The organism is Allobosea sp. 05L423, from assembly GCF_056397745.1.
The window spans coordinates 1-24,045 of the sequence record NZ_JBFTOA010000002.1; the positions used below are offsets into that span (position 1 = coordinate 1).

Consider the following 24,045-nt stretch of genomic DNA (forward strand, 5'->3'; position numbering starts at 1 on the left):
TGGTCGCCGGTGCGCACCTTCAAGGGCTATGCCGCCTGGGGCGAGCCCGAGGGCGCCGGCAAGAACTCGCTGCGCCGGGCGGCCATGACCAACTGCGGCTGCGCCAGTTCCTGCAACGTCCATGGCCACGACCATGCCGGCGCCTGGTCCAGCAAGCTGCCGGTCGCCGACCTCAGGAGCTTCTGGGGTGCGCTTGGGTGCGCCTGCTGGGCGGTATGAGGTGAACGACGTCGGCTTGCTGGTCGGGCGCCTCATGCTCGTCGTGCTCTATCTGGTCAGCGGCTTCGGCAAATGGGGCAACCTCACCGGCACGGCGGCGGTCATCGCGGCGAAGGGCTTTCCGTCGCCCTTCGCCCTCGCTGTGATCGCAGCGGCGGCAGAGGTGCTCGGCGCCTCTGCGGTGGCGCTCGGTGTGCTGCCGCGCCTCGCTGCCCTGGGGCTCGCCGTCTACACCATCGTAACGGCCGTCGTTTTCCACGCCTTCTGGGGCGTGCCCGACGCGGCCGCCGCCGAGATACAGACGATCCACTTCCTGAAGAATCTCGGTCTCGCCGGGGGATTCTTGATCCTTGCCGGCGTCGGAGCCGGCCGCTTGGCGCTGATGCGTAACAGGAGATTATTATAGTGACGTCGCGTCTGGAGCGTTCGTCGGAAGGTAGTTCCTCGGTGCTGCGCTGGTGCGCACTGCTCTTGCTTTGTGCCGCCTATATCCAGGGGCCGGTGACCAAGATCCTCGATTTCGAGGGCGCCATTGCCGAGATGAACCATTTCGGTTTGTCGCCTGCACCGCTCTTCGCGGTCGGCGTGATCGTCTTCGAACTCGCGATGAGCGCGCTGATCCTACTCGGCCGCTGGCGCTGGCTTGCGGCGCTCGCGCTCGCAGCCTTCACGCTCGCCGCCACCTTCATGGCACTTCGCTTCTGGGAAATGCCGGCAGGTCAGGCACGGATGATGGCGATGAACGGCTTCTTCGAACATCTCGGCCTCGTCGGAGGATTTCTCCTCGTCGCGCATAACGACATGAGGTCGTGATGCGGCCGCCTGCGATTGCACTCGCTGCCGGATGGTGGCTCGCGCTAGCCGGGGGGGCGGCAGCGCAAGCCGACAACGCAGCCGCTCCGCTGGAAAAGGACCAGTACGACCGGCTCAAGAATATTCCGCTCACATCGGACGGTGCCGTCACGCTCAGCCTCGGCGGACAGCTTCGCGCCCGCGCCGAGTTCTCACGCCACCCTGTCTTCGGGCTGGCAGTACCGGAGCACAATAACGGCCTGCTGATCCGCTCCTTCCTTTCCGCCGATCTGCGGCTCGGGCCCTATCTGAAGACCTTCGTCGAGTTCGTCAGCGGGCAAGCGCCAATCTGGAACGGACCGCCGCCAGCGACCCAGCTAGACCGACTCGACCTGCTGCAGGGCTACGGCGAACTCACATTGCCGACGGCCAACGGCAACGTCATGCTTCGCGGCGGGCGGCAAGAGATGAGTTTTGGTTCCTCACGGCTAGTCTCTGTGCGCGAGAGCCCGAACGTCAGACGGGCCTTCGACGGCGTCCGCGCTGCCTGGATAGCCTCGGCCGAGGCGCGCATCGATGCATTCCTGGTGCGGCCAGTATTGCCGTTGACCGGAATTTTCGACGATAAGTCTGACCCTGGGCAGGCCTTCTGGGGCGTCTACGGCACGAGTCCGGTGCCTGGTATCCCCGCCCTCAAGGCCGATCTCTATTATCTCGGCTTGAACCGTCAAAACGCCCGCTTTGCCCAAGGCACGGCGGACGAGCATCGCCACACGATCGGGACCCGGCTCTTCGGCAAGGCGAACGGCTTTGACTGGAATGTCGAGGCCGCCTGGCAGTTCGGCCATTTCGGACGCTCGGACATCCGCGCCTGGACCGTTTCCGGCGAGTTCGGCTACACCTTCGCAGACCTGCTCTTCGCGCCGCGGTTGGGTTTCAACGCCGACACGATCAGCGGCGATAGCAATTTGCACGACAGCACGCTCGGCACCTTCAACCCGCTCTACCCGAAGCTGCCCTATTTTTCCGAAGCCAATCTGACGGCGCCGGCCAACCTCATCGACATCCAGCCGAACATCACCCTGACGCTCCTGCCCAAAGTGAAACTAACGGTGGGTTGGAACCCGCTCTGGAAGCAGGCCAAGGCCGATGCCTTTTACGGACCGGCGATCACGCCCGTTCCGCGCACCGCGGGCGGCGCCGGGCGGTATCTCGGCCATCAAGTCTCGACCACGCTCGAATGGAGTCCAACCGATCATCTCACGCTTGGTGGCACTTATGTGGCCTACGAGCCCGGTCAGCGAATCCGGCAGGCCGGCGGCGTCTCCGGCTCCTTTGCGGCCGGCTGGGCGACGCTGTCCTTCTGAGCCTTAATCTAAAGAGGAGCAGATGGTACCCGCCCTTTTCGACAGCGAAAAGGGCGGGCTGCGTCGTCAAGCCCTAGCGATCGCCGGTTCCCGCGCATCTGTTTGCGACGGCCCGCGTGGAAAACCCACAAAATGCCCTCTTCGAGGATGACATCACGTCTTACCGCTTAGTGTCTAATCGTCCAAGAAGAGATGGCAATTATCTTACGTAGATTTTGGGAGATGTTGCAATGATAGGTATATTTCGTAGCAAGCACAATTCGATGGGGCTCTCGTTTGTCTCTGGGTTTGCCGACGCGCTGTTTTTTATTCACTTGGGTGGCCTGTTCGTTGGACTGGTTACTGGCAACGTCGTGCTCCTGGGGCTAGGCATCGTTGGCCACGAGAAAGGCGGCCTGCGCGGCCTGCAACTTATGACGTTCCCTCTCTTTATGCTGGGTGCAGGTGCGGCAGCGATAATGGTCGCGTGGATTAGACCCATCGAGCGCGCGACTTTTTGGACCCTCATGCTGTCAGCAGTCGCATTCGCGACGTCCGCCCTTCTTGCGCTCCTTAACGCGGGGCCCATATCCGCGTGTGCCCTTCTTGCCGTCTTCGCTATGGGAATGTTGACCGCCATCCAGCGCCTTGATGCTGGCCTTGGCGCTCCATTTTCGCTGATGACGGGCAATATCGCTGGGCTCGCCGTCGCTGTTGCGCGTCGTGTCATCGGCTATTCCGAAAAACCCGAGGAGAGGGGGCAATCACTGACGTCGATCATCCTGGTCCTCGGCTTTGTGGCAGGTTGCGCAGTCGGCACCTTGGCTCAGGTCACGGTTGGTGTGGCCGGTATGGCGTTGCCGTCTCTTTTGCTCTTTCTGATCGGCATCTTCTATTCTTCGCAGGCAACGCAAAAGTCCGGATGACATATGGGTGTGATCTGGAATTTCTCTGGAGCCGAGAACGGCACTGGCGGTCTCACCAGAAGCGGGCGACCGACATGGCTCGGATAGCTTACTTTCGATTGACGGCGCGCGATCGCGATGAGCCCCATCGGGCATCTACTTCGCTTGAGTTGATGTTCGATCTGGCAACCGTCGTCGCAGTGGCGGCCGCTGCGCACGCATTAACGGAGGACATAAACAGAGATCGTTTTGCGCTTGGTGCCATTAAGTTTGCTTCGAGCTTCTTCATGGCGTGGCTCGCCTGGATGAACTACACGTGGCTCGCGTCAGGTTACGACAACAGGTCGGCCGCGTTTCGCTTTTTATCATTGGTCATCATATTCGGTTCGTTCACGCTAGCCGGAGGTATTCACAATGATGACGGCGGCCAGCCTATCTGGCTTGAGCTGGTTGGCTTCACCATCATGAGGCTTGGTCTTATTGCCCTTTGGATGGGCGTGGCGAACGGAGATCGAAAGGAGCGCCCAACAGCACTGCGCTATGCTGCGACTATCGCCATAATGCAATTGTATTGGTATGTAATAATATTTTATGTACCACCGCAGGCGGAGAGTTACCTGCCTCTTTTTTTATTCGGCGCGGTCGGTGAGTTAGCTGCCCCCGCATTTGCAGAGCGAAATAACCCGTCGAACTGGCATCATGGTCACATCATCGACCGATATAATATGTTCAACATTATTGTTCTTGGCGAGTGCTTTTTGGCAATTTCAATGATTGTTGCGGACTCAGGCGCGCCGGACTTCAAACATTTCTTACTCGCAAGACTTTGCTTCATCATCGCCTTTTCAATGTGGGGGCTTTATTTCGACCGCAATAAACAGCTTATTGGCCGCGAGCCGATTGTCGTTTTTACTTGGGCCTATGGCCATTATATTCTCTTCGCGGGTGGCGCAGCGACGGCGGCAGGTTTTTCCGTTTTTTTTGCTGCCGGTAATGGAGCCGTTATCGAGCCGGAAGCAGCTCTATCGATCAGCGTCCCAGTGGCCGTGTATTTGACTGCGCTTTGGTTGGTTCGCGATCGAGTATCTGGGCAGGGGGCAAGGCATTGGTTCCTACTTGTGACAGCGGCTTTTGTGCTAATAAGCAGCATGTTTGCTTCCTATGTTTTGGAATTGATCGTAGCGATCCTAGTAATAACTGTAACGGTACGAGGAAAATTGTATCACGCGCCGGCATGATGTGGACCAATGCAACTAATAATTGAGTGGCCCATTCGCCAGTAGTGCTCGCCGCGCGATTTGACTGACGCTCCTGCCCAAAATGAAGCTGACGGTGGGCTGGGACCCGCTCTGGAAGCAGGCCAAGGCCGATACCTTTTACGGACCGGCGATCGCGCCCGTTCCGCGCACCGCGGCCGCGCCAGGCGGTATCTCGGCCATCTCGACCGCGCTCGAATCCGGCGGGCCAGCGGCGTCTCCGACGCCCTTGCAGCCGGCTGGGCGCCGCCGTCCTTCTGACAACGCGCAAATCGTCAATCCGCGCCGCGGATCGACAATCCGCAGAACATTTCTCGGGAGATAATGCTGGTGCCATGCTTGAGGTAGGGCAGCAGCCCCAAAGCCTGATCGGCGGATCGTCATTGGAGAGAAATCATGTCCAAGTACCTGGAAGTCCTCACCCCAAAAAATTGCCAGATGATCTTCATCGACCAGCAGCCGCAGATGGCGTTCGGCGTGCAGTCGATCGACCGGCAGGTGCTGAAGAATAATGTCGTCGGCCTCGCCAAGGCGGCGAAGGTCTTCAACGTCCCGACCACGATCACCACGGTCGAGACGACGAGCTTCTCCGGCCACACCTATCCCGAGCTGCTGGCGGTGTTTCCCCAGAACAAGATCCTTGAGCGCTCTTCGATGAACTCCTGGGATGACCAGAATGTCCGCGACGCGCTCGCCGCCAACAACCGCAAGAAGGTCGTGGTGGCTGGCCTCTGGACTGAAGTCTGCAACACCACCTTCGCGCTCTGCGCCATGCTTGAGGGCGGCTACGAGATCTACATGGTGGCGGATGCCTCCGGCGGCACCTCAAGCGACGCACACAAGTACGCGATGGACCGCATGGTGCAGGCCGGCGCCGTGCCGGTGACCTGGCAGCAGGTGCTGCTCGAATGGCAGCGCGACTGGGCCCATCGCGAGACCTATGACGCCGTGATGGCGATCGTGAAGGAGCATTCCGGCGCCTACGGCATGGGTGTCGACTACGCTTACACCATGGTTCACAACGCGCCGGAGCGCGTCACCCATGGCGAAACCATCGGGCCGAACGCCGCCAAGGTGAACTGATCGCTCTGCCACTGCGGGCGCGTCATGAGCGCCCGCTGTGGCTCAATACTTCATGCGGCCGAAGGGATCGGGATCATGGTGAAGTCGCTTCTCGACAAGGAGAATTGCGCGCTCGTCTTTGTCGACCAGCAGGCGGGGCTCGCCTTCGGTGTCGGTTCGGAGGACCGTCAGGTGCTGCTCAACAACGCCGTGGCACTGGCTAAGACCGCGAAGGTTTTCGGGCTGCCGATCGTCGCCTCGACCTCGGCGACCAAAGTCTACAGCGGGCCGATGATGCCAGCCCTGCAACGGGCTATCCCCGATGTCAGCGCGATCGACCGCCGCAACATGAATGCCTGGGAGGACGACGCCGCTCGTAACGCCATCGTAGCGACGGGCCGCAAGCGGCTGCTGATCTCCGGCATGCTGACCGAAGCTTGCGTCAACTTCCTAGCTCTCTCGGCCGCCGAAGAAGGTTACGAAGTTTTCGTGGTTGGCGATGCCTGCGGAGGCTTGACACCTCAGAGTCATGAACTCGCGTTGCGTCGCATGCAGGCGGCCGGAATTCATATGACGAGCTGGATTCAGGTGCTGCTGGAGTTACAGCGCGATTGGACTCGTCACGATACCTATGATGGTGCGCGCGCGATCGTGGAGGAATTCGCCGGCGGCTATGGCATCGGTCTCGCCTATGCCCGCGACATGATCAAGCCGGGCTAAAGAGAAAATCTGTGGTGAGTGCCATGCCATCGCTGCGAACGAGGACGACACAGGCGCGTTTGCTATCGCCGACACTCCTTGTCGCGATGTTGGTATCAAGTTGCGTTAGCGGTCCGAACCGAGCTTCGGTGCCTGCCTCACTGGCCGCCTCGGCACGCATTGAGCATGTGGACCTCGCGCGTTTTTGGGGGGATTTGGTCACGCCCGAAATCCGCGCGGTGATCGAGCGGCAATATGACCAGACCTATCGTGCGGTCCGAACCGGCCAGCGCGCGGCCAGCGCTTTGCGCCAAGCCAATTTCCTCGCGATATCGGGGGGAGGCGCGGATGGTGCGTTTGCGGCCGGGTATCTGACGGGATGGACCGAGCGAGGCGATCGCCCGCAATTCGAGGTCGTCACGGGTGTCAGCACCGGGGCCTTGGCCGCGCCCTTTGCTTTCCTCGGATCTCGCTATGACGGGCCGTTGCAAGAGGTCTTCACCCTCTATGGCGACGCTGAAATCTACACCAGTCTTGGGGTGTTCGGCGTACTCGGGCGAGGCCTCTACGACAATACGCCGTTGAGGAATCTGATCGACCGCTATCTGACTGACGAGATGATTGAGGACATCGCGGTTCAATATCGTCTTGGGCGGCGGCTTCTGATTCAGACGACCAACATTGATGCGCAGCGCCCTGTGGTATGGGACCTGTCGGCCATTGCGGCAGGCAGCCGACCAGAACGACGGGAACGCATGGTCGAAATCCTGCTCGCTTCGGCAGCGATTCCGGCGGTGTTTCCGCCGGTACGCATAGACGTTCAGGTGGACGGTGAACGTCGGCAGGAATTGCACGTTGACGGCGGGACAGTGGCGCAGATTTTCTTTGCTCCCCCAGATATCGGCTTGAACCAATTCGAGCGCCGGCGGTTTGGCGCCATTCGCTCTCGAAAGCTCTATTTGATCAGGAACGGTCGGCTGCTACCGCAATATGAGACGACCGAGGAGACCGCGATCGGGGTCGCCAAGCGTGCCATTGAAACCCTTGTTAAATACCAGACCGTGTCCGACTTGGTGAGGCTGCAACTGCAAACGGCAGCCGGAGGAGCGAAGCTGTTCTATGCCGCCATCCCCAACAGTTTCACTGCTACGCCGAAATCGGACTTCGATCGCAGCTACATGCAGCAGCTCTTTGCGACTGGGCGGGAGGAGGGCGCGCGTGGAGCTTGGCGGACAAAACCACCATTAACGCCTATCCAGACAGAACCGACTCATTGACCCCACTGCCGTTGCAGCCGCCCTAGGGCATTCCAATCGTAGCGTTGCCAGGACGCGTTCAGGTGACCAGAGCCATTTCACGCGGGTTTTCCGGCAGCTCGCGGGTACAAGCCCAGGTGCCTGGCGTCGCAGCCAGGGAGACATGCAGGCCGGCTCGGGCAAGCTTCCGCCCGCTGGAGCCGCCTGTTTCGCTTCGCGGGCGATGCGGCTGGCGACCGCTTATGCCGAGAGGAAACGCGTAGCGGCCATGATCTCGGGCTCGCGCATCTCGTGCCCGCCTTCGTGCCAGTGCGTCTCGACCGCGGCGCCCTGGGCCGCCAGCCAGCTTTCCAGCTGCTCCGTCTGCGGCGCCGGGCAGATCGGGTCGCGGCGGCCCGCCGTGACCAGCACCGCGACCGACGACAGGCCCGGCTGCGGCGCGGGCTCGAAGGGGATCAGCGGGTGCATCAGGACGGCGCGGTCAAACAGCTCGGGCGCGGCGAAGAGGACGGAGGCGAGGATGTTCGCCCCATTCGAATAGCCGATCCCATAAACCTCACTGCCGGGACTGGCGGCGCGATGGGCGCGGATGAAGCCGATCATCTTCTGCGTGCGCGCGGCGAGGTCCTGCATGTCGTAGACGCCTTCCCCGGTGCGGCGGAAGAAGCGGGCGGCGCCGTGCTCGGAGACGTCGCCGCGGGGCGCGACGATGCCCGCGCCGGGCACGATCTGCGCCACGAGGCCGGAGAGCTGCCGTTCGTCGCCGCCCGTGCCGTGGAAGGCAAAGACCAGCGGAGCGCCCGGCGCTGCCGGCTTGGCATAGTGGTGATAAGCGTTTTTGTCCGGCTGCATGTTCGGTTGGATGTTCATCGCGACCTCCTTGCGGGTTTGCTGAGCGTCCCGCCGCGGAGGGCGGGGCGCCTGGTCGGTTCAGTCCTTGAGCGGAGGCAGGATGCGCTCGATCTCGGCACGCAGATGGGCGTGCTGCTGCGGCAGCTTCAGCGCCTCGCCGAGATGGGCGGTATCCTCGTCCCGGGCGAAGCCAGGCTCGTTGGTCGCGATCTCGAAGAGCACGCCGCCCGGCGCCCGGAAATAGATGGCCCAGAAATAGTCGCGATCGATCTGCGGGGTGACCTGGTAGCCGGTATCCATCAGGGCCTTGCGCACCTCGGCCTGCGCCGCCTTGTTGTCGACGGCAAAGGCGACATGGTGCACCGAGCCCGCGCCCTGCCGCGCCCTGTCGGCGCCCGGAAGCGTCTCGACATCGACGATATCGGCCCCGTTTCCGCCCGGCACGGCATAGCGCGTCACAGCGCCCTGCTTGTCGACGACCTCGTAGTTCATGAACTTCAGCAATTCGCCGGTGGCACCCTCGTCCTGCAGGCGCAAGGTCACGCCGCGAAAGCCGTGGACGCCCTCGGAGGCCGGGACCGGCCCGCCGGCAAAGGGCGCGCGCTTGTCACCGGCGACGCCGACCAGCGAAAAGCCGTCGCCGTCCGGGCCCTGCAAGCGAAGATGCTTCTCGCCGAACAGCTCGGTTTCACTGACGCCGCCGACGCCGGCCTTCTCCAGGCGCTCCTTCCAATAGGCCAGCGCCTCGGGAGCGACTGCGAACTGGGTCTCGCCGACCTCGCCGGTGCCGCGCCGTCCCCGCGGGATCTGCGCGAAGGGGAAATAGGTCATCACCGTGCCCGGCGTGCCGATCTCGTCGCCGTAATAGAGGTGATAGGTGTCCGGCGCGTCGAAATTGACGGTCTTCTTGACCCGGCGCAGGCCGAGCGTGTGCGTGAAGAAGCTGTTGTTGGTCTGGGCGTCCGCCGCCATCGAGGTGACGTGGTGAAGACCCTTGATCTGCTTGAGCATCGCTTTGTCTCCAAATTCCTTGCCGGGGTTCAGTCCGGTCTGAGCAGGAAGATGGACCCAGTGTCTTGTTGCTTGAATAGTCGTTTCTCTCAGCTTATTATTGCTCAAATCGCGATGATGGGACGATCTCTTGATCGGCGAGCTCGAAGCGGTCCGTGTATTCCTGGCGGTGGCGGAGAAGCGCGGCTTCGCGGCCGCCGCGACCGCTCTCGGCATGACGCCGAGCGCAGCCACGCGCGCCGTCGCGGCGCTGGAGGCGCGGCTCGGCGTGCAGCTCTTCATCCGCACGACGCGGACGGTGGCGCTGACCGCAGCCGGCGCGCTCTATGCCGAGCGCGTGCGCCCGCTCACCGCCGGGCTGGAACAGGCGGCGCAGGAGACGCGCGAGACGCAGGGGCTGGTCGCGGGCGCCCTGCGCGTCGCCGCGCCTTTGTCGTTGGGGCTCAAGGTGCTGCCGTCGGTGCTGACGCAGTTCGGGCTGGTCCACCCTTCCGTCCGGGTGGCGCTCAGCCTGACCGACAGCTTCGTCGACATCCTCGACGGCAGCGTCGACCTCGCCATCCGCATCTCGGGCGTGCCGACGGATAAATCGACGATCTGGCGCAAGCTCTGTCCCGTGCCGCGTCTCCTGGTCGCCGCGCCGGGCTATCTTTCAGCGCGCGGCGTTCCAGGCAGCCCCGAGGATCTCGCCGAGCACGAATTGCTGGCCTATGGCACCGACCCTGCCGGCGAAAGCTGGGAACTCAGGCAAGGCGACAAGCGCGGCACGATACGGGCGGCCGGCCGCTTCCGGGCGGATAGCGGCGACCTCCTGGCGGATCTCGCCGTCAACGGCGAGGGCATCGCGCTGCTGCCGCGCTTCATCGTGGCCGATGCGCTGGCCTCGGGTCGTCTCGTGCAGGTCCTGGAGGCATGGTCGCCGGGCGAGCTCTGGCTGACGCTGTTCTACCCGCCCTATGAGCGCCTGCCGCTGCGCGTCGCGACCTTCTCCGATTTCTTCGAGATCTACGTGACACAGACGCGCCCGCTTTGATCCCTTATTGGAGTTCCAATTCGCTCTGTTCTTGGAGGCCGAGCCTAAACGTCGTTCGAACGCCTCGCTGGATATGATGGCCGTTTGGGCCTACTGGACGCGCCGTCCCGACGTCACTGCGTCCTCGCTCTCTTCCTCGAGTTTCGAGACCACGGCCATTGTCCCTCTATCTCAGCTTCAAGGGAGAAGCTCAAAAATGTCCTGATGAGGACAATCAGCCCGAGAAGGCCAACACTCTCCCAGGTAAGCGGAGATATGATCGTGGCGATGATGTCTGCGCCGATCAGTATTTCCAGGCCGAGCAAGATTCCTCGCCCTAGATTAGCGCGATACCTGTCGTAAGCGTTATGACTGGATGCAAGAATCAGATCACGAATATAGACGACGGTTGCGATCGCCACGCCGGCAAGAATCACGCCGACACCGAAGAATTCAAGACCAGTCGCGAGCGGACTAAGAATTGGTGCGATCAGATTTGCCAAGCCGCCAGATTCACTACCAACATCCACTGCTATGTTCCTTCTGATAGAAAGGGAATGGATCGGCGAGGCGACCTGGAAGAGGATGCATTAGTTGGCTTCGGCGCCGGCTGTGCTGGCGAACAGGGCGACTGCCGCGAGAACAGCTGGCAGGCTGAAGGCAGCGGCCGGTGCGAACATGTAACCTGCCGCACCGAAGCCGCACCCCAAGGCGAACGTAACTACTGCCGCGGCCATTTTTTTGACCCGCGCTTTGGTGGTGGCGACCTCTTCGGCTTTCGAGCCAGCCAGAAGATCTGCGAGATCGAGCATGATCTGCGTTGTTGTGCCCGTCATCAATGTTGAGGGAGATGCCTTGGGCAGATGCGCTCTGTGAAGTCCGTTCTGAATTGCCATGGCCGAAACAAGCGCGAGCCCAACCACAAGCGTGACGACGTTTCCGTCCGCTTGAAACGGCCCGTGAGAGAGGGCGTAAATTGCCACGGCAGCCAGCAGGGCCAGCTTCACCACAAGCATCGGCTTGATAGGCGAGCGGCCCATACTTTGAAGTTTCAGGCAGATCAGGCGAGATACGAAGACGACGACGCAGAACATGGGAAGGGCCAGAACCTTAGACAGGGCACCGCTGAGGCCGAGTGCAGCCGTTGCGCCCAGGGTTACGAAGTTTCCAGTAACGTGTGCAGTGAACAGACCTGAAAGAGAAAGAAAACCCAGCGTATCGATGTAGCCGCCGTTTAAGCTCAGAAAAATGGGAAGAGAAGGAAATTTCATCGCTTATCTCGATTATAGTCAGATTTTAGAAGATTTTTTGACATGATCTGGACGTTAAATGCGACGTATAGTTTCCTCCGGCGAGAATTGTTTCCGGTCGCAGCGGGATACTATACATTTTTGAGCGTTTTTTTATTCCGTTGATACGCCGTTGAATGAAGCATACGTTCCAAAAATTTCAGAAATAGCTTCGATTTAAATGCGCGTGATCCCTGCATAGAGAGGCAATCCGTCCTGACTGTATTGGAATTTTCGCCAAGACGTGTCGTCGATCGAGATCGTCAGGATATGCCAGGCGACAGGAACGGCCGGAGGCGCAGGCCGCGCTCCGGCCGGCGGCTGCTATTCTGCTATGAAGGAAAGAAGATCGCTGTTGAGGCGGTCTTTATGTGTCACGGTCGTGGCATGAGGCGCGCCTTCATAGACCTTGAGCTTCGCACCTTTGATCATCTTGGCTGCTAGGGCGCCTGTCGCCTCCAGCGGCACCACCATGTCATCGCCGCCATGGATGACGAGGGCAGGCACGTCAATCTTCGCCATGTCGGGCCGGAAGTCCGTTTCCGAAAATGCCGTGACGCAGTCGATCGTCGCCTTGAGCGAGGCCTGAAGTCCGATTTGTACTGTCAGTCGGAATATGGCGGGCGAGACACTATGGCCGCGCTCGGTTCCGTAGAAAAGTGGATTGAAGTTCTCCAAGAACGGCGGTCGATCCTGCAAAAGCCCGGCTCTGATGCCGTCGAATAGCGACTTATCGGGGCCGTCGTGGTCGGCCGTCTTCATGAATAGCGGCGTCACCGCGCTGATCAGCACGAGCTTGGAAACGCGGCTTGCGCCGTGTCGAGCGATGTAGCGCACGATGTCGCCGCCGCCCATTGAGAAGCCGACCAGCACGGCGTCCTTCAGATCGAGCGTTTCCATCAGGGCGGCGATGTCATCGCCCATGGTATCGTAGTCGTAGCCGGTCCAGGGTTGGCTCGACCTGCCGAAGCCCCGGCGGTCGAAAGCGATCCCGCGATAACCCGCCAAGGCGACGGCGAGCATCTGGTCGTCCCACATGTCGGCGCTGAGTGGCCATCCGTGACTGAAGAGGATGGGGCGACCCGTTCCCCAATCCTTGAAATAGATTTCCGTGCCGTCTTTTGTCGCCAGTGTCGTCATGTCGAGTCTCTCCGTCGCGCGGCGCTTCGTGCCGATGCAATTCTTTGAGGCTAGACAGGGTTCAGAGATGCGGCTTGTCGGTCTTCTGCGCGAATTGCCGATTTGCCGCGCCTCGCTATCCTACTCGGCAATTAAAGCTGGATATTGAGAGAAGGGCTTCCAATTGAGTAAGTGCCGGTTTCTGGAATACGATCCTTCGACCACGGAAGAGATGCCGACGTTCCCGTCCAAATGATAGCGCTATTGTCCAAGACGCCGGCCAAAATGTGCCTTCGAATTGTCCTGTGGGTGACGCATGGGACACCGAGCCGTGGCCGCGTCCTCACCTTCGAAAGGCGATGCCGTTTTGACGGAGGATCGCGATCGTGAAGGGGCGCGGATTGCATCACGTCACCGTCATTGCCACAGATGCAGCACGGAACGTGGAATTCTATACGAAAGTACTCGGGCTGCGCTTGGTAAAGCGAACTGTGACGCACGAGGACCCGGGAGCTTACCATCTCATCTATGGAGATGCGGAAGGGGTGCCCGGCGGCAGTCTTTCCTTTTTCTCGTGGGTGAGTGCTGCTGAAGCGGAAGACCGCGGCGACAACGGCGAATACGTCCTCTTCTCAGTTGCCCCTGATGCGATTGGCTGGTGGGCGAAGCGGCTGACCGATTTTGGCGTACCGTTCCAGCAGCGGCAGTCATTGAGCGGAAGCGCTCAACTCAATTTCGAGGATCCCGACCGCACACCGCTGGCCTTGGTGGCCAGAGCGTCGGCGGAACAAGCCTCCTGGTCTCAACCGCATATTCCGCCGGCTTTCGCCGTTCGCCAACTCGTAGGTGTTACGATGAGCGTACGCGGAACGACGCTGATGGCGCGAATTCTGACAGAAGTGCTTGGTTTCGCCGAAGTCGGACGCGAGGGCGATCAAATCGAGTTCGCGGCGCATGACGAAGCGGGAGGACGGCTATATCTGCATCAGCGGCGCAATCGGTCTCGCCCCAGACTCGGTGCCGGCGTCATCCATCACGTTGCATTCCGAGCCAACGACGAAGCCGAATTGGCTACTATGGCTAAAGAACTCCAAGAGCGTTTTGGGATCGCCTCAAGCCCCGTCAAGGACCGCTATTATTTTCGTTCGATCTACTTCCGCGGACCAGACGGGTTGCTGATCGAGATTTCGACGGATGGTCCTGGTTTTCTCATTGATGAAACACCTGGAGCGCTGGGGACGCGCTTGATCTTTCCGCCGAGCTTGGAAGATCGCCAGGACGAGCTGTTGCGAATTTTGCCGCCGCTCGACAGAGTTCGCTGAGACGCTTCACGAAGCGCCTCTATCAAGGTTGGGCGCCGACAGCTTGATCTACGCGCGTCGTATAGTTGGCAGGCAGCCACCTGTAGTGGCCATCGCGAGCGGTAATATGCCCAAGGCCTGGAAATGAAATGTGAGCTGCGCCGATCCAGAAGCCTTTTGTGGCGGCTTCCGCGAAAAGGGAAAGGCGCCTCTGCTCTGCTTTCCACGCATCACTATCATAGGTCACGGTGACGGCCGGGTCGGGAAACTGGATGGGGGAGACATGGACGATGTCTCCCCAGACGAGCAACTGTTCACCTCCGCTTCCGACAAGGTAGGACGTGTGGCCCGGTGTGTGGCCTGGGGTCGGTACGGCTTTGATTCCCGGCAAAACCTCGCCCTCGCCGTTAAAGGTAACGAGGCGACCCGCCTCCTGATGGGGGCGAAGGGCACTGCGCGCCCCGTTGAACATGCTCCGAAGGATGGCAGGTGCCTTCGCCTCGTTGGCGCTATCGAGCCAGTAGTCCACGTCCTGCTTCGAGACGTGAAGCGTTGCGTTTGGAAAGCTCGGCTGCCCGTTCTCTACGACACCGCCGATGTGATCGGTATGCAAATGAGTGATGAAGACGTCGTCGATCTGCTCAGGCGCATAACCTGACGCTCTGAGGTTCGCCAGGAGCTGGCCACAGCACTTTCCATAGAGGGCTCCAGCTCCGCTATCGATGAGCACGAGCCGTCCGTTCAAATTGACAAGGAACGCGTTGATCGAGCCCTCGAAAGGCAGTGCCAAACGTTCCTGGGCCAGAAGTGCTTCGGCAGTGCCGGGACGTGCGTGGGACATGAGAGGTCGATCTTCGCCTGTCAGGGCCCGCTCCCGCGGTACGGTCAGCGTCGTGGGGATTGGAAACGGATGAGTCCCGTCGAGAAGCGCTGTGACTTCCAGTTGGCCGAGCATCATCCGATAATAGCCGGGTGCCTGTTTGCCGGCTTGAGGAGCCCCCGCCGGAGATCCGGTCGCGAGGAACGTCAAACCGAGGACCGTGGCGATCAATCGCTTCGAGTGTGAGGTGATCATCGAGCGCCCCATTGTTGGCTGGCAGGTATCCTGCCAGCTTGAGGGACATGCCTCTTGTCATAATGCGCTGGGCTTTGACGATTTTCGTCGTGTGATCAAAAAAGGAGAATTATGCCCAAACCTTCGTCTGAATTGCCTGTCGATGAAGGATTTACGTAGCTTCAGGACGGCTGTACCGGTCGTCAGTCGCAACCTGCGAACGCCGACGAAGGAACGGGCCCGGTCGCAGGCGAATACGGTGGGGGCCAATGATTCAGGGGCAAGATTTAGCGGGCGGGCTAGAGGAGCCCATTATGCCGTCGCAGTCCGCTACGGCCGCGATGGGCTTTTACGGCGAGCGCATCACATCACACCTTGAAATGCCCGGCCGCACTGTCGCTGAGTTTCGGCCTGGTGGCCGTCTTGGATTGGCGGTCACGCGCCTCACCTGCGATAAGGAAACGCGCAACAGAACTGCCCCAGTGCCGACGGAGGCTGCGTTCTCGATCCTCCACCAACTCCATCCTCTGCAGAGGCATTCGTGCTGGCTGAGTGGGCACAAGCGCTACTCTGATTGCTTTTCGGCTGGAACGGTGAGCGTCATCGATTTGCGAGACAGCCCCCAATGCGAGTTTGGTGGTCGCTTTGATGCTTTGCAATTCTACGTTCCGGCCGAGGCATTGGAGGAGTTGGCGGAGCATCACGCGGCACGGCGGGTGGATACTCTGCGGTGGAAACGCGACGAGCCCGACCCCATCACGGCTGCTCTGTCGGAAAGCCTGCTTGTTGCGTCGGAGTTTGCTTCCGCCAACGCATTGCTGATCGATCAGCTGTCGCTGGGGTTGCTGACGCACTTCGGCGAGACTTACGGCGGAATGCGTCGTCTGACGCAAGCGCGTGTCGGCATATTGGCGAGTTGGCAGGAGCGCAGGGCCAAGGAAATGTTGCATGCCCGCTTCGCCACGGACCTCAGTATCGCGCAGATCGCCGAGGAGTGCGGGCTGACGCCTAGCCATTTCGCGCGAGCTTTTCGGCGAAACACCGGCTTGGCGCCGCATCGCTATCTGATGAAGCTTCGCGTCGAGGAGGCGAAGAAACTGCTCGTTCGCCCTGATTTATCGCTCGAAGAGATCGCCATTTGCTGCGGCTTCGGCGGGCAGAGTCATTTGACGCGCGTCTTCGGCCGGTTCACCGGCGTGACGCCTGGTGTTTGGAGGAGGCAAGTGGGGCAGGGCTAGGCTGCACCTTCGCGCGACACGTTTTACGCCGCTTTTTGCGGCCTCAGATCGCGAACGCGCACAATGACCAATATTCTGACCGGCGCGTGTTCCGCTAAGGAACACACGCCGGTGCCGCGGGGTTCGGATCCGGTGATTGCCAGATCCGCGGGAGAGAAAGGGGCAGCTCTCCCGCTGCCGCTGCGCTTTGTGATTGCTAGGCCGGTTGGCTGGCGACATCCTCGGCGCCAGTTCTCATCAAGACATTCAACAGGGCTTCCACGTCGCGCGGACCGTCGTACCGCTGTCCATTGATGAAGAGGCTCGGTGTGCCGTTCACACCGCTGCGAACTCCTCCGAGAAAGTCACGCCTGATCTTCTCGTCAAAGCCGCCATTAAAACCTCGTTCCACAGGGGCGGTGTCCAGGCCAATTTTCCGCGCGTAATCGAGGAGATCGCGGTCCTGGAGCGCCTGCTGGTACTCGAAGAGCGTATCGTGTGCTTCCCAGAATCGACCTTTCGTCGCCGCGGCCTCCGCGAATTCGGCGGCGCGAAGCGCGTGGGGATGCAATTCGGAGATCGGGAAATTGCGAAACACGAACAGCAGGCGGTCGCCCATGAGGTTCTTCACGGCCTTCAGAATGGGATAGGCTTCTCCGCAATAGGGGCATTCATAGTCGCCATATTCGACCAGAGTGACGCGCGCGTTCCTAGGTCCCTGCGTGTGATCGTGGTTGTCGACTGGGATCGCGAGACCGTTCATGGCAGAACTCCTTGCGCCGGAGATCGGGCGTTGAGTTTGTCGAGTGCCTCGAGGATGCCGTCTGCTCCAGGGTTGATCCCCAGCGGCGAGACGTAGCTCCAGCAAATCACCCCCTCGCGGTCGACGACAAAAAGCGCGCGTTCGCAGATGCCTTCGATCTTGCGATAGGCACCGTAGCGCGCGGCGACTTCACCTTTTGGCTCGAAATCCGCCAACAATGGAAAGTGAAGCTTGCGATCGTTCGCGAAGGCCGCGTGACACCAGACCCCGTCGACGGATATGCCGACAAGCTGGGCTCCGGCCCGATGGAATTCGGGAAGGATCTCGTTGTAGAGAGCCATCTGATCGCCGCAGACCGGACTCCAATCGGCCGGATAGAAGGCCAGGATGACCGGGCTGCCTCGCATGTCCGCGAGCGAAAGCTTCTGGTCGGGCGTCGCCGGCAGGGTGAATTGCGGGGCGACGCTTCCGGGTGGCAGGACTGTCATGGGCGACTCATGCGCTGGCATCGGAAAGGCCGGGATCGGTTTGGCGGGTCGCTCAGCGCGTGGGGCGCGTCATTTCATAAAGGAACCAGGCTCTGCGCTCCGCCTCGTCGATCCAGACCTCGATCAAGCTCGTCGACGCGACGTCGTTGTAGTTCTCGCAAACACCGTGGGCTGAGCGCAGGAAACCCGCCATGCGGCGGTTGTCGTCCGCCAACTCCGCCAGCATGTCCTGGGCAGTTACATAGTCCGCGTCATTGTCGGGCAGGCGCTGGATCCGCGCGATGTGTCCGATCGAGCGCAACGTGGTCCCTCCCACCTTTCGGGCGCGCTCGGCAAGCACGTCGGTGGTAGCGAAGATCTGGTCACCATGCTCGTCCAGCATCAGGTGGTAGTCGCGGAAGTGGGGACCCGAGAGGTGCCAGTGGAAATTCTTCGTCTTCAGATAAAGCGCGAACATGTCGGCAAGGACGCCGGTCAACGCTGCCGCGATATCCACAGTGGCTTGCGCACCGAGATCAGTCGGCGTTTGCAGTGGAGCAGTCTGGTTCGCACGGCCCGAAGCGTTGTTCATGAGCGACCTCCAATGGTGATGACCCCCGCGCGCCTGACGCCATTATCGCTGTCGGACACCGTTGACGGGCTTTCGGAGCTGACGTTACGGCCGGCGGGACGAGCGGTGAATCGACCACAAGGGTGATTGCCTCATACTTCAGTTTGCATTGGGGGAAGTCGGCGGAGGCCAAGGGCGTTGGACCAGCTCAACCTCGATCTTCGACGCAAATCGGGGAGGGGGCGAGGAGGCTCTATTCCCCTGCGGTGCGATCATGATGCCAGCCTTCTTAAACTCTTGTATGATTCCGTTTCTCGGGCGATCGCTCACACTCGCCGCGGCGGCATAAAGCGATGTGAGCGGCACGGGGCGGATCGCTTCGGCCCTGGGAATTTGGACTGCGTCCAGCGATGGCAGCTGGAGCCACGCTCATCGCGATTCCAGTCAAACCGTGACGCTAATCTGCAAGCTCCGCCTGCAGCGATAAATTACCTTGCTGGCTGCGCTGATATCATCAAAGGCTGTCGCACCAGATGTCGTCTGAATCGTTCGCTGATCGGCGGGTCTCGATACGATCACGCCGAAAGCTATCGTTTGGCGAAATTTTTGTTTCGCCTTCTGCCGGAAAGCGAAACAGCTGCCGTTTTGCGGCCGTTCTTCTGGCAACAGGCATCTTCACCATCGATACATGGACACAATTGGAAGGCGCTGTTGCCGTCCTATACGTCCTTGTCATCCTCATCGCGATGCGCACAGGGCGGCAACAGGATATCGTCTCGGCCGCAATACTGAGCCTGATCCTGACACTGATATCTTACTTGCACGCACACGGTTTCGTATTCGGTTCGCCAGCGTTCCGCGCCCTTGTGAGCCTTTCAGCGATAGGAATGGCGACGATGCTGGCCCTCTGCAATCAAGAGGCCACGCAAACGCTCTCGGATCAGGCCAAGCTCTTGAACCTGAGCCACGACATGATTTTCGTGCGGAACAGCGAGGGCCTCATCACCTTCTGGAACCGCGCCGCAGAGGATGTCTACGGTTGGTCTAGCGCCGAAGCGATCGGACGCTCAGCGGATGAGCTCCTTGCGACGCAGTACCCCGAACATCGTCACGTGATCGAGCGCGGATTGCTCTCTACCGGACGATGGGAAGGGGAGCTCGTACAGTTCGGGAAGTCAGGCGAGCGGCTGATGGTTGCAAGCCGATGGGCCCTGCAACCGGGCGGACAGGGCGATGCACTTGGAGTCCTTGAAACGCACACGGATGTGACTGAGCGCAAAAGGACGCAAGATGCGTTGCACTTGGCGCGCTTGGAGCTTGCCCATGCCGCCCGGGTTACGACGCTGGGTGAATTGACCGCGTCGATCGCGCACGAAGTCAATCAACCGCTGATGGCGGTTGTTACGAATGCGGAAGCCTGCCGACGCTGGTTGCAGAGGAACCCGCCCGATATCCAGGAGGTCGATACGGCGATTGGGCGAGTCATCTCCGAGGGGCAACGTGCCAGCGAGATCGTCACTCGCATTCGCGGATTCCTAAACAAGGAACCAACTCAATCGAGCCAACTCAACGTCGCAACGCTCGTTGGCGAGGCGGTCTTGCTGGTTGAACGGGAGTTGCAACATGGGGAGGTCGAATTGCGGCTCGCGTTGGAGCCGAACCTCCCACCCATTCAGGGAGACAAGGTCCAACTCCAGCAAGTGCTAGTCAATATCCTGGTAAATGGTGTGCAGGCCATGGCTGGGCTTCTGGGTGGCCGGCACATCTCTCTGCAGGCGTTCCGTTCTGACGCTGATGCCATCGCGATAGAGATTAGCGATACCGGTCCGGGCATTGCCGAGGGCGATCAAGAGAGACTATTTGATCCATTTTTCACCACCAAGGACCATGGGATGGGCATGGGCCTCGCGATTAGCAGGACACTTGTCGAAGCCCATGGCGGGCAGTTGAAAGCAACGAGCGCCTCGGGCTGCGGCGCGACCTTCCATCTGACGCTTCCGGCACTGAACACGAGTGTCGCGCCATGACACGGCTGCGGACCGTGAGCACCGGATCTGTCGCTGTCGCGTCGGCACCTTTTGTGGCCGTGGTCGATGACGATCCTGGTGTCAGGGATGCCCTCGACAGCCTTTTTCGCTCTGTCGGATTGGCGACCCTGCTCTTCGGGTCGCCGGCTGAGCTGCTCGCGAACGCGTTGCCGAGCGTTCCCGGTTGCCTGCTTCTTGATGTGAGACTGCCTGGTCTCAACGGCCTGGATTTTCAGGAGCAGCTGGTACGTGATGGGTTCAACGTGCCGATCGTCTTTATGACGGGACATGGGGATATCCCGATGTCGGTTCGGGCAATGAAAGCGGGTGCGGTCGACTTTCTGGCAAAGCCGTTTCGCGAGCAAGACATGCTCGACGCGGTGACACTCGCGATCGCACGAGACCGGTCTCGGCGCCACGAACTCGAAGCCAAACACGATCTGCGGATCGAGTACGAAACGCTCACGCCCCGCGAGCGCGAGGTTATGGCACACGTCGTGGCAGGTTTGATGAACAAGCAGGTGGCAAATGCCATCGGTATCAGCGAAATCACCGTCAAGATTCATCGCGGCAACGTCATGCGGAAGATGCAGGTGCGATCGCTCGCTGACCTCGTGCGAAAGGCCGAAGCCCTCGGCGCTTCGAGAGCTTGAGCTGCCGGCAGCGCAAACCTCTGTATGATTCCGCTTCGTTCATTCTGCCTGCATAAACGCCAAAGCTGGGGCATCGCTGCCCGCTTCCTGCGAGATTGGCGTGATTGGCTTCGGAATGCCTCACATACCCACAATCGCGATCGTGGACGATGATGAAGGGGTCCGCACCTCGCTCTCAAGCCTCCTTCGTGCTCTCGGCTACCATGTTCGCGGTTACGCCTCCGCGCAGGATTTTCTGAACGATCCAGCCATCGAAGAGCCGGACTGCCTGCTGGTTGATGTCCAGATGCCTGGGATGAGCGGCGAGCAGTTGCAAATGCATCTGGTCGCGTCTGAACGCTCCTTCCCCATCATCTTCATGACGGCATTTCCACAAGCGGGCATCCGCGAACGTGTGATGGCAGCTGGTGTTCGCGGTTTCTTGCAGAAGCCCGCCGACGCCGGGCAAATCGCTAGTTCCTTGGCGGGGGTGCTCGGCGGGGATGGCTAACGGCTGACTCCTAACACCATCGTATGGGAAGCCGATCCCTACGTACGATTCTCGCCAGGTTGAAGGCCGCCTAGCGTCGCGCTGCTGACGGAACCGCTCGGGAAACCGGTATCCATCCGCTCACCCGATGCCCCAAGCGAGGCACTTATGACCGATTTAGCAACCCCTCCAACCTGGTCGAGGCGCGAAGCTGTAGCGACATTGGCCGGTGCAGCGAGCGCTGCATTCCTTCCCGCTGCCGCCTTCGCGCAGTCCTCGACAGCAACCTCGGGCCCAAAAGGAAAGACACAGATGAGCAGCGGTTTCGTAAAGACCAAGGATGGCGTCGAGATCTTCTACAAGGACTGGGGTCGCAAGAATGCCCAGCCGATCGTGTTCCATCACGGCTGGCCGCTGTCCTCTGACGACTGGGACGCACAGATGCTGTTCTTTGTGCTGCACGGCTATCGTGTCGTGGCGCATGATCGTCGTGGCCATGGCCGTTCAGCCCAGGTGAGCGACGGCCACGACATGGATCACTACGCGGCCGACGCCTTTGCCGTCGTCGAGCATCTCAATCTGCGGAACGCGGTGCATATCGGTCACTCGACCGGCGGCGGCGAGGTCGCCCGTTACGTTGCGAAGCACGGCCAACCCGCCGGCCGCGTCGCCAAGGCCGTGCTGGTCTCAGCCGTACCGCCGCTGATGCTCAAGACGGCGAGCAACCCCGAGGGCCTGCCGATGGAGGTTTTCGACGGCTTTCGCAAGGGCGTGGCCGACAATCGCGCGCAACTCTATCTCGATGTGGCGGCCGGCCCGTTCTACGGCTTCAATCGCGAGGGCGCGAAGGTCTATCAAGGCGTCGTCCAGAACTGGTGGCGCCAGGGCATGATCGGCAGCGCCAAGGCCCATTATGACGGCATCAAGGCCTTCTCCGAAACCGACCAGACCGAGGATTTGAAAGCCATCACCGTGCCGACCCTCGTGCTGCATGGCGATGACGATCAGATCGTGCCCATCGCCGACTCCGCACTCAAATCCGCCAAGCTGCTTAAGAACGGCACGCTGAAGATCTACAAGGGCTATCCCCACGGCATGCTCACGACGCATGCCGACGTGATCAATCCGGACCTTCTCGCCTTCGTGAAAGGCTGAACGGACTCGACCGAGGCGCCACTGGGGGAGGGTAGCCCTGCTACCCTCCCATTTCTTGCTTGAATGCCGGGCCTCCCGGGGTGCCGCGGCCGATCTGCAACGCGACGACGGCCCAAAGCTCTCCGCGGTCAAACCCAGCAGGGGCTGGCGGCTCTTCCTACATGCTCGAGGCGGTGGCGATTTTCTTTACGAGGTTCCGGATCAACCTCCGATGCTTCGTGAGCCTGCGCCGCCGAATCTCAGAGGGCGGAGGCACCAAGGCGGCGGCAATAGGCGGCAATCTCCCGCCCAACGGGAAGTCGCTCGCGCTCGAAGCCAGCCAGAGCGCGTTCAAGATTGTCTTCAGCCGCCAGATGACGGTGCAACGCCATGACGTCTCCGGCTGCCTTTGAGACTCCCATTGCAGTATGTGGCCTCACCACGAAGGCCGCATCGCCGATCAGCGCGATCGGTCCTCGCACCATCCGGGGGGCTTCGTAGTCGAAGATGCCTCGGATCGATGGCTTGTCCTCACTGCCGACCGCGAGGGCAAATTGGGGCGGCAACGTATCGGCAGCATCCCGATGCAGCATCGCCAGACGGTCAGCCGAAAAGCCACTCCTCGGCAGCGAGAACGGATGGGTTCGGCCCTGCGTGTCGGTGAACAACGCCGGGAGTTGGTCACTGCTGCCCGGCCGATACCAGACCCAGTTATAGCGCCGTTCGCCTTGCGCCATCTCTCCCTTTGAGCCCGGTACGAGATATCCGAGCGCATGGGCTCCGCGCTTCACGTAGAATGCAAAGCGCCCGATCAGCAGCGCCGCTTCCGATGGCAAGGCTGTCTCCGGTACGAGACCGCGCCAGGCTGAATAGCCTGCATAGCCGTTGACGTGGTTTTCGGGGTTCACGGCCTTGCGGACAATCGAACCGATCCCGTCGGCTCCGATCACGAGATCGGCTTTGCAGGCAGCGCCGTCACGGAAGTGGAGGACCGTGCCCGTCTCCGCGGGCTCGATGGCTTCCAACTCCTGCCCCAGTGCGTGGCGTTCCCCACCCAGATCGCTTGCCAAGTTCTCGTAGAGAACACCCCACGAGATTTGCATCTGCGGCATCGCGAGCGTTTCCGCCACCCCTCCGGCTCTGTCCAGATAGATCCGTTCTTCAGCCATGACCCCGATGGTGGCCACGCGCTCCTGACCGAGCAGGCGCAGCATACGGAACACATCCGCTTGCGCGACAAGGCCTGCGCCGCGACCGGAGAGCCCGTGCCGGGAGCGCTCATGAACGCGGACTTCGTGGCCATCCCGCCGCAGCAGGAGAGCGGCAAACAACCCAGCAAGAGAACCGCCGACGATGCTGATGCAAAGGGCTCTCATGTGGGGGGCGTATTGGCAGCCTATGACGGCGGGACGAGCCAGCAACCCAACAACATCGCACCACAGCGGGCAATCATACGGAGGTGTGCGGTCCCCATCCCCAAGCGCTACAGCCTCCCCGAGGTCAAGGCTCTAGCATTCAAAAAGGGCAGCCGGCCGGATTCGTCGCTGGCCCGTTCGCGCTGATTGGTTGCA

Annotated in this window: 26 protein-coding genes and 1 pseudogene; 17 read left to right on the plus strand and 10 right to left on the minus strand. The window is 60.9% G+C overall.

The window, feature by feature from the left end:
* The 9 genes and pseudogenes from AC1DNE_RS04075 to AC1DNE_RS04115 form a co-directional block, all read left to right on the plus strand.
* Positions 1–219, plus strand: a pseudogene (locus AC1DNE_RS04075) (amidohydrolase); the annotation flags it as partial.
* Between the two features lies 1 nt (position 220).
* Complete coding sequence (locus tag AC1DNE_RS04080) at positions 221–625, plus strand: DoxX family protein (protein ID WP_476840916.1); 405 nt, start codon at positions 221–223, stop codon at positions 623–625.
* The gene (locus AC1DNE_RS04085; RefSeq protein ID WP_476840917.1) at positions 625–1,032 is read left to right on the plus strand and encodes a DoxX family protein; all 408 of its coding nucleotides are present in this window, start codon (positions 625–627) and stop codon (positions 1,030–1,032) included. Before AC1DNE_RS04080 ends, AC1DNE_RS04085 begins: the two co-directional genes overlap by 1 nt.
* Entirely contained in the window at positions 1,032–2,378 is a 1,347-nt protein-coding gene (locus AC1DNE_RS04090) for an alginate export family protein (protein ID WP_476767377.1), read from the plus strand. The genes AC1DNE_RS04085 and AC1DNE_RS04090 overlap by 1 nt, the downstream gene beginning before the upstream one ends.
* Positions 2,379–2,608: 230 nt before the next feature.
* Positions 2,609–3,283 (plus strand): YoaK family protein, encoded by a 675-nt coding sequence (locus AC1DNE_RS04095; RefSeq protein ID WP_476767376.1) that lies wholly within the window; start codon positions 2,609–2,611, stop codon positions 3,281–3,283.
* 74 nt (positions 3,284–3,357) lie between these two features.
* Positions 3,358–4,500 (plus strand): low temperature requirement protein A, encoded by a 1,143-nt coding sequence (locus tag AC1DNE_RS04100; protein ID WP_476767375.1) that lies wholly within the window; start codon positions 3,358–3,360, stop codon positions 4,498–4,500.
* A gap of 414 nt (positions 4,501–4,914) precedes the next feature.
* Complete coding sequence (locus AC1DNE_RS04105) at positions 4,915–5,601, plus strand: hydrolase (protein ID WP_476767374.1); 687 nt, start codon at positions 4,915–4,917, stop codon at positions 5,599–5,601.
* A gap of 24 nt (positions 5,602–5,625) precedes the next feature.
* A complete protein-coding gene (locus AC1DNE_RS04110) occupies positions 5,626–6,300 on the plus strand; it encodes a hydrolase (protein WP_476840918.1) in 675 nt (224 codons plus the stop codon).
* A 128-nt stretch (positions 6,301–6,428) separates the two neighbouring features.
* A complete protein-coding gene (locus AC1DNE_RS04115) occupies positions 6,429–7,556 on the plus strand; it encodes a patatin-like phospholipase family protein (protein ID WP_441473381.1) in 1,128 nt (375 codons plus the stop codon).
* 219 nt (positions 7,557–7,775) lie between these two features.
* On the opposite strand, the gene AC1DNE_RS04120 is transcribed toward AC1DNE_RS04115, so the two are convergent.
* A complete protein-coding gene (locus tag AC1DNE_RS04120; protein ID WP_441473380.1) occupies positions 7,776–8,405 on the minus strand; it encodes an alpha/beta hydrolase in 630 nt (209 codons plus the stop codon).
* Positions 8,406–8,465: 60 nt separating this feature from the next.
* On the minus strand, positions 8,466–9,398 hold the full coding sequence (locus AC1DNE_RS04125; RefSeq protein WP_476840919.1) for a ring-cleaving dioxygenase: 933 nt from the start codon (positions 9,396–9,398) through the stop codon (positions 8,466–8,468).
* Between the two features lie 133 nt (positions 9,399–9,531).
* Between AC1DNE_RS04125 and AC1DNE_RS04130 the strand changes: the two genes are divergently transcribed.
* On the plus strand, positions 9,532–10,431 hold the full coding sequence (locus AC1DNE_RS04130; RefSeq protein ID WP_441473396.1) for a LysR family transcriptional regulator: 900 nt from the start codon (positions 9,532–9,534) through the stop codon (positions 10,429–10,431).
* A gap of 113 nt (positions 10,432–10,544) precedes the next feature.
* Here the strand turns inward: AC1DNE_RS04130 and AC1DNE_RS04135 are convergent, their stop codons facing one another.
* The 3 genes from AC1DNE_RS04135 to AC1DNE_RS04145 all read right to left on the minus strand — a co-directional run bounded on the left by AC1DNE_RS04135 (position 10,545) and on the right by AC1DNE_RS04145 (position 12,839).
* Positions 10,545–10,940 (minus strand): DUF1622 domain-containing protein, encoded by a 396-nt coding sequence (locus tag AC1DNE_RS04135; RefSeq protein WP_441473378.1) that lies wholly within the window; start codon positions 10,938–10,940, stop codon positions 10,545–10,547.
* Between the two features lie 60 nt (positions 10,941–11,000).
* Positions 11,001–11,681 (minus strand): YoaK family protein, encoded by a 681-nt coding sequence (locus AC1DNE_RS04140; protein WP_441473377.1) that lies wholly within the window; start codon positions 11,679–11,681, stop codon positions 11,001–11,003.
* A gap of 342 nt (positions 11,682–12,023) precedes the next feature.
* A complete protein-coding gene (locus AC1DNE_RS04145; protein WP_441473376.1) occupies positions 12,024–12,839 on the minus strand; it encodes an alpha/beta fold hydrolase in 816 nt (271 codons plus the stop codon).
* 365 nt (positions 12,840–13,204) lie between these two features.
* Between AC1DNE_RS04145 and AC1DNE_RS04150 the strand changes: the two genes are divergently transcribed.
* Positions 13,205–14,140 carry a VOC family protein gene (locus tag AC1DNE_RS04150; protein WP_441473375.1) on the plus strand — a complete coding sequence of 312 codons (936 nt, stop codon included), beginning with the start codon at positions 13,205–13,207 and terminating at the stop codon, positions 14,138–14,140.
* Positions 14,141–14,162: 22 nt separating this feature from the next.
* On the opposite strand, the gene AC1DNE_RS04155 is transcribed toward AC1DNE_RS04150, so the two are convergent.
* On the minus strand, positions 14,163–15,194 hold the full coding sequence (locus AC1DNE_RS04155; RefSeq protein ID WP_441473374.1) for an MBL fold metallo-hydrolase: 1,032 nt from the start codon (positions 15,192–15,194) through the stop codon (positions 14,163–14,165).
* 293 nt (positions 15,195–15,487) lie between these two features.
* Here AC1DNE_RS04155 and AC1DNE_RS04160 point away from each other — a divergent pair, with 293 nt between their 5' ends.
* Complete coding sequence (locus tag AC1DNE_RS04160) at positions 15,488–16,411, plus strand: helix-turn-helix domain-containing protein (protein WP_441473373.1); 924 nt, start codon at positions 15,488–15,490, stop codon at positions 16,409–16,411.
* A 196-nt stretch (positions 16,412–16,607) separates the two neighbouring features.
* On the opposite strand, the gene AC1DNE_RS04165 is transcribed toward AC1DNE_RS04160, so the two are convergent.
* From AC1DNE_RS04165 to AC1DNE_RS04175, 3 genes are read right to left on the minus strand one after another with little or no spacing between them, the layout of a single operon-like run.
* Complete coding sequence (locus AC1DNE_RS04165) at positions 16,608–17,153, minus strand: DsbA family protein (RefSeq protein ID WP_441473372.1); 546 nt, start codon at positions 17,151–17,153, stop codon at positions 16,608–16,610.
* The gene (locus tag AC1DNE_RS04170; protein WP_476804131.1) at positions 17,150–17,662 is read right to left on the minus strand and encodes a redoxin domain-containing protein; all 513 of its coding nucleotides are present in this window, start codon (positions 17,660–17,662) and stop codon (positions 17,150–17,152) included. The genes AC1DNE_RS04165 and AC1DNE_RS04170 overlap by 4 nt, the downstream gene beginning before the upstream one ends.
* A gap of 31 nt (positions 17,663–17,693) precedes the next feature.
* Positions 17,694–18,212 (minus strand): Dps family protein, encoded by a 519-nt coding sequence (locus tag AC1DNE_RS04175; protein WP_441473370.1) that lies wholly within the window; start codon positions 18,210–18,212, stop codon positions 17,694–17,696.
* Positions 18,213–18,724: 512 nt separating this feature from the next.
* On the opposite strand from AC1DNE_RS04175, the gene AC1DNE_RS04180 reads away from it, so the two are divergent.
* From AC1DNE_RS04180 to AC1DNE_RS04195, 4 genes are all read left to right on the plus strand, one after another.
* The gene (locus AC1DNE_RS04180) at positions 18,725–20,218 is read left to right on the plus strand and encodes a two-component system sensor histidine kinase NtrB (protein ID WP_441473369.1); all 1,494 of its coding nucleotides are present in this window, start codon (positions 18,725–18,727) and stop codon (positions 20,216–20,218) included.
* Positions 20,215–20,871 (plus strand): response regulator transcription factor, encoded by a 657-nt coding sequence (locus tag AC1DNE_RS04185; RefSeq protein WP_441473368.1) that lies wholly within the window; start codon positions 20,215–20,217, stop codon positions 20,869–20,871. The genes AC1DNE_RS04180 and AC1DNE_RS04185 overlap by 4 nt, the downstream gene beginning before the upstream one ends.
* Positions 20,872–20,971: 100 nt before the next feature.
* Positions 20,972–21,361, plus strand: coding sequence for a response regulator transcription factor (locus tag AC1DNE_RS04190; RefSeq protein WP_476804130.1), 390 nt, complete (start codon positions 20,972–20,974; stop codon positions 21,359–21,361).
* 147 nt (positions 21,362–21,508) lie between these two features.
* Entirely contained in the window at positions 21,509–22,495 is a 987-nt protein-coding gene (locus AC1DNE_RS04195) for an alpha/beta fold hydrolase (RefSeq protein WP_441473366.1), read from the plus strand.
* Between the two features lie 239 nt (positions 22,496–22,734).
* Here AC1DNE_RS04195 and AC1DNE_RS04200 read toward each other — a convergent pair whose 3' ends face one another.
* On the minus strand, positions 22,735–23,850 hold the full coding sequence (locus AC1DNE_RS04200) for an FAD binding domain-containing protein (protein ID WP_441473365.1): 1,116 nt from the start codon (positions 23,848–23,850) through the stop codon (positions 22,735–22,737).
* Between AC1DNE_RS04200 and AC1DNE_RS04205 the strand changes: the two genes are divergently transcribed.
* A complete protein-coding gene (locus tag AC1DNE_RS04205; RefSeq protein WP_441473397.1) occupies positions 23,755–24,036 on the plus strand; it encodes a hypothetical protein in 282 nt (93 codons plus the stop codon). The genes AC1DNE_RS04200 and AC1DNE_RS04205 overlap by 96 nt on opposite strands.
* Positions 24,037–24,045 lie beyond the last annotated feature (9 nt).